At 62.7% G+C, this 11,566-nt stretch carries 10 protein-coding genes; 7 read left to right on the top strand and 3 right to left on the bottom strand.

Translation table 11 applies throughout. The annotated features are described in order from the left end of the window. Window positions 1-426 precede the first annotated feature (426 nt). The 6 genes from IE191_RS13640 to IE191_RS13615 all read left to right on the top strand — a co-directional run bounded on the left by IE191_RS13640 (window position 427) and on the right by IE191_RS13615 (window position 7,365). Window positions 427-630 (top strand): helix-turn-helix transcriptional regulator, encoded by a 204-nt coding sequence (locus tag IE191_RS13640; RefSeq protein WP_191324915.1) that lies wholly within the window; start codon window positions 427-429, stop codon window positions 628-630. Window positions 631-658: 28 nt separating this feature from the next. Then, window positions 659-1,672, top strand: a complete 1,014-nt coding sequence (locus tag IE191_RS13635) for a helix-turn-helix domain-containing protein (RefSeq protein WP_191324914.1) — start codon at window positions 659-661, stop codon at window positions 1,670-1,672. A gap of 325 nt (window positions 1,673-1,997) precedes the next feature. Next, window positions 1,998-2,684 carry a CopG family ribbon-helix-helix protein gene (locus IE191_RS13630; protein WP_191324913.1) on the top strand — a complete coding sequence of 229 codons (687 nt, stop codon included), beginning with the start codon at window positions 1,998-2,000 and terminating at the stop codon, window positions 2,682-2,684. After that, entirely contained in the window at window positions 2,681-5,704 is a 3,024-nt protein-coding gene (gene mobF / locus IE191_RS13625) for a MobF family relaxase (RefSeq protein WP_191324912.1), read from the top strand. The genes IE191_RS13630 and mobF overlap by 4 nt, the downstream gene beginning before the upstream one ends. Before the next feature lie 87 nt (window positions 5,705-5,791). Continuing rightward, window positions 5,792-6,052, top strand: a complete 261-nt coding sequence (locus IE191_RS13620; protein ID WP_373299294.1) for a helix-turn-helix domain-containing protein — start codon at window positions 5,792-5,794, stop codon at window positions 6,050-6,052. Next, entirely contained in the window at window positions 6,052-7,365 is a 1,314-nt protein-coding gene (locus tag IE191_RS13615; protein WP_229815368.1) for a type II toxin-antitoxin system HipA family toxin, read from the top strand. The genes IE191_RS13620 and IE191_RS13615 overlap by 1 nt, the downstream gene beginning before the upstream one ends. A gap of 3 nt (window positions 7,366-7,368) precedes the next feature. Here the strand turns inward: IE191_RS13615 and IE191_RS13610 are convergent, their stop codons facing one another. Next, the gene (locus tag IE191_RS13610; RefSeq protein WP_191324911.1) at window positions 7,369-8,247 is read right to left on the bottom strand and encodes an HNH endonuclease; all 879 of its coding nucleotides are present in this window, start codon (window positions 8,245-8,247) and stop codon (window positions 7,369-7,371) included. A gap of 83 nt (window positions 8,248-8,330) precedes the next feature. Here IE191_RS13610 and IE191_RS13605 point away from each other — a divergent pair, with 83 nt between their 5' ends. After that, the gene (locus tag IE191_RS13605; protein WP_191324910.1) at window positions 8,331-9,065 is read left to right on the top strand and encodes a GIY-YIG nuclease family protein; all 735 of its coding nucleotides are present in this window, start codon (window positions 8,331-8,333) and stop codon (window positions 9,063-9,065) included. Window position 9,066: 1 nt separating this feature from the next. Here IE191_RS13605 and IE191_RS13600 read toward each other — a convergent pair whose 3' ends face one another. Beyond that, window positions 9,067-11,013 (bottom strand): hypothetical protein, encoded by a 1,947-nt coding sequence (locus IE191_RS13600; RefSeq protein ID WP_229815367.1) that lies wholly within the window; start codon window positions 11,011-11,013, stop codon window positions 9,067-9,069. 234 nt (window positions 11,014-11,247) lie between these two features. Then, complete coding sequence (locus IE191_RS13595; protein WP_191324908.1) at window positions 11,248-11,487, bottom strand: hypothetical protein; 240 nt, start codon at window positions 11,485-11,487, stop codon at window positions 11,248-11,250. Window positions 11,488-11,566: the final 79 nt, after the last annotated feature.

Here is an 11,566-nt window from a genome sequence, read left to right as displayed (position 1 = left end):
ACAATCATCATGAAGGAGCGAGACTCTACCTCTGACCGGTAACAATCAGGGGAGCACGTCAGAGCCTTTTGCTGAGAAGGTCGTTTGGAATGGTCATATCATTAGAAATTAACAGTAAATATGACAGATTTCCATCGCGGTTTTTCAAGATATCCCGCTTCATCTGCTATCCCAACCAAACCAATCGTGTGTGCCCTCCGTGCCGTTCGCCAACGGCACGGAGGGCTGGCATGGTGTAGGGCCTCGGAATTTAGGTGGCGGAAGGGATGCGGAATTAGGGCCTCTCTTCCGACTTTCATCATATTGATTTACAATAGACATCTTTGAAATTCCAATCTTCCATCCGGAAGAAATCCGGAAGCGTTCGACACGCCTCCAGGCCTGTGATGACCCTCGCTGAATCGCCATCACACGGGATGCACCGCCATGACCAACACCTTGCCTGCCCTCATGCTGCTCACGGCCAATGACGTGCTGCGGCTCAGCGGCTACAAAAGCCGTTCCTCACTCTATCGCCTGATCCGCCAGAACCGCTGCCCCGCGCCGGTCAGCATCGGTGGCAGCCAGATCCGCTGGCGGGCGCAGGACATCGAGGCATGGCTCGGCGGCCTGCCCCAGCGCGTCTATTGATAAGTCGCGAACGGCAAGGACCAGCGCCATGGCCAGAGAGGTCTATGCTTGGGCCGTCAAACGGAAGGTCAAAGGCATCGCCTTGAACCAGGTCTTCCTCCACATCGCCAGTTGGGCGGGGCCGGATGGCTTCTGCAAATTCCGCAGCGTGCGCGATATTGCCGAAGCTGTCCGTTGTTCCGAGCGCACTGTCCAGCGGGCACTGGATCGGCTGGAGGCACCTGTCTCGGAAGGCGGGCTGGGCCTGATCCGGCGCGTCTCGCGCTACCATGCCAACGGGGCGCAGCGCGCCAATGGTTTCGTGTTGGTCGGCTATCAACCGGGCTTGGGGCTGGGTGACAGCCTGTCACCGACCGGGTGTCAATTTGACGCGGGCGGGAGGGGCCAAACTGTCACCCCTGATTCAAACAAAGATTCTGGAAAGAAAGACTCCCCCTTGAATCCCCCCTCTCAGGGCAGGCCACGGCGGGCCATGCCGTGCGACTGGCAGGTGCCGCCCGTTGAGGGTTTGCCCGCATGGGCGCACACCATGGCCAGCCAATGGCCTGACGATGCCTATGCCGCGCAGGGCGAGGCTTTCCAGCAGAAGGCTTTGGGCCACGGTCTGCGACAGGCCGACTGGAACGCCAGTTGGGCGGCCCATGTGCAGAAGGTCCACGAGCAGGTCATGCGGTCAGCCAAGCCCGGCGGGCTGTACGCCGTGCCAGCGCCGACAGTCGCGGTTCCGCTGCCTCTGCCGTCGCCCGTTCTGGCCCAGGAGCGCGAGGACACCCATTCCAACCAACTGCGCGAGGCTTTGCAGCGTGACCTGCCATCACGCATGTGGGAGCGGTTCTTTGCCCCATCGGCCTACCTTTTTGCCGATCCCGGCCTGAAGGTAATCTGCCCGAACCAAAGCGTGCGCGACTGGCTGGAAACCAATGCCACCGTTCGCCTGCGCAAAGCTGGTGACCTTGTTCGTCCCGGCCTGCTCTGGGTGACCTTCGAGGTTGAGGTGCGCACCGGCCCAAGCGTTCAGTCTGACTTGCGGAGGGCAGATTGATGGCTTGTCGTGGTCATCGGCCTATCGGCCTGCCCGTGTCCTCTACAGGTGCCAGATTATGCTCTCTGCCGCCCGAGCATCCCCCTGTTCAGAGCGGCGGTATAAGGCAAATCAGGCACACATCACGCTACTGGGTAGCCTTGGATCTAGGCAATGAAAGTGCTGTAAATCAGCATGTTGATGCCGCCTATGCCGCCCTATGTAGGCGGCGACGACTTCATACCGCACGCTGCATTTCGCGAAGGCTGCCTGCCTATGGGCCTAGATGCGCCCTAGAACCACGCAATTCCGCCACTTTCGCGCCTCACCGCTTTGGAGGCCGCTGATGGCCCAGCTCAACGTCAGCTTTGACGATGCGCTGCTGGCCGAGGTCGACCGGCTGGCGGCGGAGCGCGGCATCAACCGCCCCGAACTGCTCCGCGCTCTGGTGCGCGAGGCGATTGGCGCGGAGGGGAAGGTTGGTGGCGCGGTGGTGGTGCCGCCGCCTGTTGCGCCGGAACCGCTACTGGTCACCACGCCGCAATTCCTGAGCAGCCTGGAACGGATGGCCTTGGATCTCGACCGCGTGCTGCGCGATATGGACCGGCGGGAGGTGCGGCTCGGCAAGGCGCTGGCCGCCCGCGCCGCGTTGGGTGCCGGGGCCGAGGCGCAACTTGCCAGCGTGATCGCCGAGCGCGTCGATGCCAGCCTCGGCGGTTTCGAACATCGCGTGACCAAGCAACTGGCGCGCCTGCCCAGCGAAGTGGCGATGCAGGACATCCTCGCCCGGCTGGAACAGAACGTCCAGACCCTCGCCAAGCTGCCGCCTCCGCCGCCACTGGTCGATCCCAACAGCCTTGCGATGCAGTTTGCGGCGATTCTGGCCGGTGCACTGCTGGCGCTGATGCTCTTCTGGGGGCTGCTGCACCGCTACCCTTGGCAAGTCGTTGTGCCGGTCAAGCCCACCCCGACTGAGATCATCGATCTGCGCCCCGAAACCACGCAACCCAAGCACCGGAGCAAGCACCCATGATCTCGATCGGCGCGGTCAGTTCCGCCAGCGGCGCGGCGGGCTATTATGCCAATGACAATTACTACACCGAGGGCGAAGGCGCCGACCACAGCCAATGGCACTGGCGCGGTCCCGAGGCGCTGGGGCTGACTGGATCGGTTGCCACCGCTGCCTTCGAGGCGGTGCTGGAAGGTCGCCTGCCTAATGGCGCCAACATCACCACGCCTTCGGGGCAGGAGCACCGCCCCGGCCTCGACATGGCCTTCTCCGCACCCAAGTCGGTGTCGCTGATGGCGCTGGTCGGCGGGGACGAGCGGCTGCTTGTGGCCTTCGAAGCCAGCGTGAAGGCCACCTTGGGCTGGGTGGAGCGCAATCTGATCGAGGCGCGACGCTTTGACGAGAAGAGCGGCACGCAGCAGCCGGTCAAGACCGGCAACATGGTCGCGGGCCTGTTCACCCATGACTTGTCGCGCAATCGCGATCCCCAACTGCACATCCATGCCGTGATCGCCAATGCCACGCAGCGGCCCGATGGCGCTTGGCGGGCGTTGCGCAATGATCCGCTCTATGCCCAGCAGGCGACCATTGCTGCCGTCCACAATGCCGATCTGCGCGCATGGATTGAGGCCTTGGGCTATCGCACCACACCCGCCCACAACCCAGCCTATGGCCAGTTCGAGATCACGGGCATCTCGCGTGACCACATCATGGCGTTCTCCACCCGTCGCGAGGAAATCGCCGCCGCGCTGGAAGCCAGCGGGCGCGGCGGCACGGCGGCAGAGCGAGAACTGGCGGCGCTCTCGACCCGCGCCGCCAAGGATCCCGGCATCTCGCGCGAAGAGGACCGAGCCGCTTGGGCAGAGCGCGCGGCCAGCATTGGCTTTGACCCGGCACCCTTGCGGGAAGCCGCCATGGCGCAGATGGCGCGGGGTGGAACGATCTGGGATCGGGGGGTTGAGGGCATCAAGGGTATCGCCGCCAGAGGGCAGGCCATTGTCGCCGCCATGGGCTTGGCCCCGCGCGAGAAGGATCCACTGGTGCCAGAGGGGGCGGGCAGGCTCTCGCCGCAGGACTATGCCGCAGCGCAGGCGGTCGCCTCGGGCGTCCGGCATCTCAGCCAGAATGAGGCGGGCTTCAGCCGCTTTGATTTGATCCGCGCCAGCCTTTCCTTCGGCGGGCCGATACAGGTGGTGGACATTGAGACGCGGATCGACCGTCTGGCCGAGTGCCGGATCCTGCTGACAGAACCCGATGGGGCAATGATGACCACGCACGGCGCCGTGGCGTTGGAACGGGAGGTGATCGCGCTCTGGGCGCAGGGGAAGGATCAAGCCAAACCCTTGGTCGAGGGGCTGGCCGCGCCGCAGGTGCAGCAGGTGGCGCGCGAGATGGGGCTGCGCCGCCTATCGCCCAGGCAGGAGGCTGCGGCCAGCCTGATCCTCGAAGCCAAGGATCGCGTGACCGGCGTGCAGGGCGTGGCGGGCGCGGGCAAGTCGACCATGCTTCAGCCTGTCACGCGGATTGCTGGTGAACAGGGGCGGTCGGTGATGGCGTTGGCGGTGGGCGCAGAGATTGCCCGCAAGTTGGGTGAGGATCTGGGCGTGCCGTCCAGCTCGGTCGCGGCGTTCCTTGGGCGGCATCGAGCTTTGCTCAATGCGGATGCGCCAGCGGCCTTCCAGGACAAATCGCTCGCGGAACTCAAAGGCGCGGTCATATTCGTTGACGAGGCCTCGACGCTCAGCAGCCGTCAAGCCGCCGATCTGATGCGGTTGGCCCATCGCGCCGATGTCGCCCGCCTCGCGCTGGTGGGCGACACGCGGCAATATGGCGCGGTGGAGGCGGGCAAACCCTTTGCCGATTTGCAAGCCCACGGCCTCGCCACGGCCGAGCTCACCGACAATGTCCGCGCACAATCGGGGATCATGAAGACCCTTGCGCCGCTCCTCGATCAGGGACAGTTGCACAAGGCGATAGGGTTGCTCAATCCCTATACCCATGAGGTGCCTTCGGGCGATCTGGCGTCTCATGCGGTTGCCATCTGGGCCAGCCTGCCGCGTGAGGAGCGCGAGCAGACCTTGCTCCTCACCGCAGGCCGGGCCTTGCGCGCCGAGGCCAACATGCAGGCGCAAGCGGTTTTGAAGGTCCGTGGCGAGATCGCCCAGCAGGGCGTGACCATCCCGATCCTTGACCGTGTGAACCTGACCCGCGAGCAGATGCGGCATCTGGAGCCCTATCAGCGCGGGCGGATTGTCGAGTTCCGCAACGCCATGCCGCGGCAGGGACTGGCCAAGGGCACGATGGGGCGCGTGGTGGACCGCAAGGGCGGCAAGGTGCTGTTGGAGACGGCACAGGGGCGCATCACATTCACACCCAACAGGCTGGCGCATAATCTGAAGGAGGATGCCGTCAGCGTTTATGAGGAGCGCACCATCACGCTGCATCAAGGTGACCGCGTGCGGTTCAGTGCCAACAACCACAAGCTGGGTGCGCTGAACGCGCAGGCCGGGCAGGTCGAGGCGCTGGATCAGCAGTCGATCACCATCGCGCTGGCCGGGGATCGCAAGCTGACGCTGGCGCTGGATGATCCGGCGTTGCGCAAGCTGGATCTTGCCTATGCGCTCAATGCCTATGCCGCGCAGGGTGTGACGACGCGGCACGGCATTGTCGTCATCGACAGCACCGAGACGCGGCTCGCCTCATCCCGCACCATGGCGGTGGCCTTGACCCGCATCGCCGATCAACCAAGGCTGGTGATCGACAGCGCGCCAAGGTTGGAGCGCGCCGCCTTGCGCAATTCCGCTGAAAAACTCTCGGCGCTGGAGGTCTTGGGCAAGGCGGGCAAAGATGATCTGCCCAAAGGCATCCACGAGCCGGTGGCTGGGCGAGAGATCCGAACCGCCGAGCAGGTTCTGCGCGAGGAGGAGCGGCTTTTGCATAATGCCGTGCGCGTTCCCGGCGGCATGGGGCCTGGCTTCAAGGCAGAAGGCTATCCATTCCAGCGTGAAAATCAGTCGGAGAAGCGATTGGAGTTGGGGCTGTGATTGAAGTTAAAAACTTCCCGTTCGGTAAGAATGAAGGTGATCGGAGTCATCTGTAAGCCCATTCTTCCCGCTCGGTAAGAAGTGCTCTTGAAATCCGACCGCATTCGTGCAATCTTCCCGTTCGGTAAGAAATCCATGATTGAAAACGCAACCCAATTCGGCGCCGCCGTTGCCACAGCTCGCAAGGCCCTTGGCCTCACGCAGCGGGAGCTGGCGCTCGCCATCAACAGCGGCGAGCGCTTCATCGTCGATCTAGAGGCGGGCAAGCCCACTGCGCAACTCGGCAAGGCACTGGCCGCCGCCAAGGCCGTGGGGCTGCGTCTCACCACCAACGGCCCGCAGAGCTGATGGTGGAAGTTCCTATCCACTACGAGGACCGCCGGATCGCCACGATCAGCGCGGACGGGCAGACGACCCGCCTTGCGTATGATGATGCTTGGCTGGTGTCTGCTGACAGGTTTCCTGTCTCGCTGGCCATGCCGATCCGGCCGGAACCCTATGATGGGGTGCTGGTCCTCCCTTGGCTGATGAACCTGTTGCCGGAGGGCGAGCCGCTGCGCGCCATGACGCGCGCGCTTGGTGCCGCGCCGGAGGACGCGCTCGGCCTCATCGCGCAGACTGGCAGCGATCTGGCTGGCGCGCTCAGCATGGCCCCACAGCCGACGCGCGGCGAGCCGGCCTATCGCGCGATCCCCGACGCCGACGCTTTGGAGCGGATCCTCAACGAACTGCCCGCACGGCCCTTTCTGGTGGGCGAGGATGGTGTTTCGATGAGCCTAGCCGGCGCGCAGGAGAAGCTGCCTGTTGCCATCATCGACGAGCAAATCGCCGTGCCCACCAACGGCGCGCCATCGACGCATATCCTCAAGCCCGACAATCCGCGCCTGCTCGGCAGTGTGCAGAATGAGGCTTTGTGCATGATGCTGGCCCGCCGCATTGGCCTGAATGTCGCGCCGGTGACGACGGGCGTGGCCGGTAGCCGCAGCTACCTGCTGGTTGAGCGTTATGACCGGGCTGGCACCGGCAGGGCTGTTCGCCGTCTGCATCAGGAGGATTTCTGCCAGGCTCTGGGTCGGGCGCCCGCCGCGAAGTATGAGTTCAACGGCACCGGTACCCGCGGGCCTTCTGTTGCCGACATGATTGCCCTTGTGCGTCAGCATATGACGGCACGCGACATCACCCGCCTGCTTGATGCGGTGATCTTCAACATCGCCATCGGCAATGTGGATTCGCACGCCAAGAATTATTCGATCCTGCTTGGAACTGGTGCTCCCCAACTGGCGCCGCTCTATGATCTCATGTCGGGCCTCGCCTGGGTGAACATCACGCAGAACCATGCGCAGGCCATCGGCGGCCAGCGGCGTGGGCGCCATATCTATGGCCGCCACTGGCGCCGTATGGCTGATGCCGCTGGCCTTGCCGCGCGGGGTACGATCCAGCGCGTTGAGCAGGTGACCGCGAGGCTGCTGCGCGAATTGCCTGCTGCCGTGGAGGAGGTTGCCGCCATGCCTGCTGGCGCCACTATGCTCGATATTTTCGCCAAGGAGATCGGGGAGCGAACCGCCGAAGTCCGGGCGCACGCCAAGCAGGAAGGCGTGCCGGACGTGGCGGATTCAACCAGCGAAGATCCGAACCATGACGCGACGGCCTATCGGGGCTGACTGTTACCTAGCCAAGGCGTCGATAAAGCAGTTTTCGTTGTGCCAATCTAGGAACTGCGGCTCTGGATCGAAGCGCAACGCGGGGCGCAATGTCACCCCCTCGAATTGCCCAAAATAGTCGCGGGTCGGCTGGCTCGAGCTTTCCCGTAAGTAACGCGACACCAAGACTCTCCTATTCTTCGCCACGGTAATCAGGCCGCGGTCAAACGCTCCGTCGAGCGTGGCCGACAGCAAGAGGCCATTTGCCGGATTGTGGCGGTTTTCGGCGTCCTTGCCCCAAGGCTTTATGTGGCTTGCCACCAGTAGGCGAGGTTCGGCAATGCCGGTGATGCAGCAACGATCCTCGTAATTGGCCAGCACGGCACGCCGGAAAAAGTTTTGGCCAACGCGTTGGTTAACCCAAGCTTGAGTGGTCGATGCACCTTGATAGGGTTCGAAAAGAAACTCGTTCGCCTTCATCTCGGGCACAGGGGCGTTCGCCTTATTCTGCGAAGAGGTGACGCGCAAAGCCCACAGCGCCTCGGCGCGTGCGACCAGCGCAGACCATTTGTGGCCGAACTCCGCATAGATATCCCTGTCCTGCCTGGATGCGCCGGCTAGCCCTTTGCGCCCGCTGTCGGTGATCTTGGGGTCGAGGCTGGCGAAGTTACACAGCTTCATCTTTATCGAATTGCTGGGGCGGTCGAGCACCTCCGCAAGTTCCCGAATTTCTGGATTTCCTGAATGCAATTTCCCGTAGGGTAGTTGGAAATAGAGGTAGAGCGCGAGGATCGTCTCATCTTCTGTCCATCTGCGCCTAAGACTGGTCTCACCTAACATCGTGGCATTTTGCGCCAGTTGTTGGTCGACCGCAAGATCTTGAACTCGGATGGCTATCGGCACGCGGCTGTAGATGGCCGTATGCCTGAGATGCGGCAGAGTTTCCGGGTAAAGGCGAAGGGGGCGGGTGCTTTTCGAGATTGGACATGCTCGGAAAGGACACTGCAATGATTGGGGATTTGAACGCGCGGGTCAGGGCGATGGCGGCGCATACTGCGGAACTGGTGCCTGATGCCGCCTATGTGAACTACATGATCCTTGATCCCCGCGAGGTTGATCTCGATGGCATCCTGCCTGGCGCGCCGATCTATGTTGGCCAGACAGCGAATATTGCCAAGCGGATTGCCAGCCATGTACGGCAGGCCTTGGCGCCGGGCAATCCGCCGACCAACGTCTATGCGCGCATGGCGGAAATTATCGCAGCGGGGCAGGTGCCGATTTTCCGGGTGCTGGAGGTGCATCAGACGCGAGCGGCGGCCTTGCTGGCTGAAACAGTATGGGCCCAACGTCTGCTGCGCGGGGGTGCGAAGCTGTGCAATCAATGGCCCGAGCAGGCGCAGCACTTGCCCGTGCACGATATCGCCCGCCGCCAGCAGGTGCGCTTGCGCAATCTTACCTTGACTGAGGGCGCGGAGGCAGGTGTCTTCCTGTCGGTGCGGTGCAGGAAGAAATGCTGGTCGGCAGCCTTCGCCTCCGTAGATCTCATACCCAGATTTGGTGAAGCGGCCTCATTCCATACTGTGCGAAAGGCAACTCGGCATTGCCCACGTTGCGGCATCTTGGTGCAGCATGACATCGTGACGAGTGCCGCAGAGATCGTGCCACCATGGGCGCCGTGGCCGTTCGGGGGCGCTGTAACGCCATCCTGTCGAGCGGCGTAATTCAAGCTGCCAACCAGACTTGGTTCAGGATGGTGGCCGCCAGCGCTGCCTTGTCCTGAGGGAAGAAACGCCCATAGTGCTTGGCTACCATTTCCGGCGTGTCCTGAATGGCATAGCTGGCCTGTTCGTAGGAACCGGTCTGTTTCAGGATGTGGGTGGCCAGCACATCGCGGATGTTGTGTGGGCCGTGGGGCAACAGCCCCTTGATCACGCCCCGGCCGGTATAAGGGTTCCAGATGCCATAGCGCTGGATGGCCAAGCGCCAAGCTTCGTAAAACGTATTCTGGTCATAAGCGGCATCGCGGCTCGTGGCCTTCACGGTTTTCACAAAAAGCGTGCCGGGGTCTTCGGCTTCAGCCAGCAGGGCCGCGCGATACCTTTCGATATAGGCCGCCAGATGCCGATAGAGATCGCCCAGATCGGGCAGCACAAGCCTGAAAGGCCTTCCAGAGAAAAACGAGGAATCCGCATTCTTGAAGGCGATGGCGGGGATCAGCACCTCCCAGCCACCGGCGCGATCGCTCCAGCGGATTTCGCCGCGTTTCAAACTTTCCAGCTGGCGTTCGGTGCGGGGAGGTCTGCCGGGCAGACAGACCATCAATTGCCGCAGGTTCTTCTTTCGCAGGCCGAGGTGCAGCCCCAGACGCAGCATGAGGAAGGACCGGATCGCCTCGGCGGCTTGCCTTGGGTAGCGACGCTCGTCGGGCAAGGTGCGCAGGATTTCCTCCGTGATCTTGCGATATTCGCCGACCGGGCTCTCGGCCTCGAGGATGGGCAGGATCGGTTCGAAGGGATCACGATGGACCTGCGCAACGCGTTCGATTTCGCGTGCGCGGGCAAGCACATGGGTATGGATGGTGTCGCAGGCGGCTTCCCAGCCCTGCCGCGCAGCCTCGATCTCCTCTGCTGAATTCAGATTCGGGATCGGGCAAAGCCGCTCCGCCAATCGCGGTGTCTGACGGATCCAGCCCGTTTCGGGCCGCGTCAACGAACCGATCAGGCGCAGCATGTCGGCCTCCCAGCCCGTGTAGAAGCCGCGACGCCGCTCGCGCCATTGGACGTACCAGTCCCAAACCGTCGGAAAGATCAGCAGCCCGAAGCTCAGATCGGCCAATGGGACGCCGAAGCCCGCCACTTCTCCCTTTGGGGCAGCGGCCAGCGCGCCGAACATCAGCCCCAAGTGCTCAGTTTTCTGGGCCGAGGTCTCCTCGTTCCAAACCCCGCTGCGGCGAAAGCCGATGGTGGTGAGCGTGGCAGTCTTGAAACGTACCAGGTCAGCCATTTCCTTGGCAAGGCCGGGCGGAGCATCTCTGGCGGCGACCAGCAAATCCGGATCGACGCCATCGGGGATAATGTTTCCGGTTGATCGGCGGCCAGTCAGGGCCGGAAAGCGAATGGCGTAGCGCTGTTTCATCGCGGCCGCCTGAAAACGGCGGTAGTCTGTGGCGCCCGACAGGACGTGTTCACGCACCCAGGCAAGGATGTCGTTGCGTTCCTTCAAGGGGCGCTGGTTGAAATCATCGGGCAAGTGCCAAGCAAGGCGGCGCTGTTCCGAGCTGGCGACGCCCTTGATTTTCAGGCCACCCGGCGCGCGGGTCTGATGTGGCAACATTGCGCGGAAATACCCTTCTGGCAGGCGATAGCGATGCTCGATACGGCCCAGCATTTGCAGGCTGGAGAGCGTGCGCGGAATGCGGGTGCCCGCGACCCAGTTCTGGATCGTGTGCCTGTTCAATGTGTCTCCGGGCCGGATGATGCCACGCCATAACTGCCAGCAGCTGTCGCCATGGCGCTGCATGTGCAGGGCAAGAGCATCATGAAAGGTGCCGGGATCGATCCAGTCTGTGAACAGTGGTTCGGGAAATTCGACAACCGGCGCTGCCTTTGGTCCGGGGCGGCTGGTCGATGTGACAGTGGCAGGCTTTTGGGCTGAACGCTTGCCGCGCATTGCGGCCGTGGAAGGTGGCATTGAAAACAGGGATCCGGGATCGAGAGGTTGTCATTCGTGGTGGCGACACCGAGGGGCGGGCTCTCTATCGACCTCTGATCGGCGGGTATACGGGGGAGGGCAGTTTATGACCCATTTTCACTTTGGCGATGCCCTGATTGAGGTCCGGCACAGAATAGTATTGCATGGCGCAAATTGGCACAGTAAACTGCATCAGAAACCGCAAAACTGACGTCACTCGCGATTTTGTGGTATAAACTGTGGTAGAAGATCAGCTTGGCTTTCGGCATAAGTATTTGATAGATATTTGTAATATCTATTTGAAAGGCGGACTCCCGCTCCGCCAAAGCCGCCTGCGGGCAGGTCTGCCGCCGCGCTCTTGCTCACATTCACGCCCTGGGCCAATTCGGGCAAGATATCTTCCCACGCCAGGTTGCGACCGTCGGCAGCGCTGAAGCTGCCGCGCTTCGACACGCTGTGGAAGGACAACGTCGAGACGTGATGCCCGTCCGGGGGGCGGTTACATCAGCGGACTGAACTGGGGCATGGCTTT

The sequence above is a fragment of the Novosphingobium pokkalii genome, from assembly GCF_014652855.1.
Taxonomy (GTDB): Bacteria; Pseudomonadota; Alphaproteobacteria; order Sphingomonadales; family Sphingomonadaceae; genus Novosphingobium; species Novosphingobium pokkalii.
This window is presented reverse-complemented; position numbering and strand designations above follow the sequence as displayed.

Excerpts from the sequence above, each read along its gene's own strand:
- IE191_RS13640 (WP_191324915.1), top strand. The coding sequence starts at position 427 with ATGACCAACACCTTGCCTGCCCTCATGCTGCTCACGGCCAATGACGTG.
- IE191_RS13635 (WP_191324914.1), top strand. The coding sequence starts at position 659 with ATGGCCAGAGAGGTCTATGCTTGGGCCGTCAAACGGAAGGTCAAAGGC.
- IE191_RS13630 (WP_191324913.1), top strand. The coding sequence starts at position 1,998 with ATGGCCCAGCTCAACGTCAGCTTTGACGATGCGCTGCTGGCCGAGGTC.
- mobF (WP_191324912.1), top strand. The coding sequence starts at position 2,681 with ATGATCTCGATCGGCGCGGTCAGTTCCGCCAGCGGCGCGGCGGGCTAT.
- IE191_RS13615 (WP_229815368.1), top strand. The coding sequence starts at position 6,052 with ATGGTGGAAGTTCCTATCCACTACGAGGACCGCCGGATCGCCACGATC.
- IE191_RS13605 (WP_191324910.1), top strand. The coding sequence starts at position 8,331 with ATGCTCGGAAAGGACACTGCAATGATTGGGGATTTGAACGCGCGGGTC.
- IE191_RS13600 (WP_229815367.1), bottom strand. The coding sequence starts at position 11,013 with ATGCGCGGCAAGCGTTCAGCCCAAAAGCCTGCCACTGTCACATCGACC.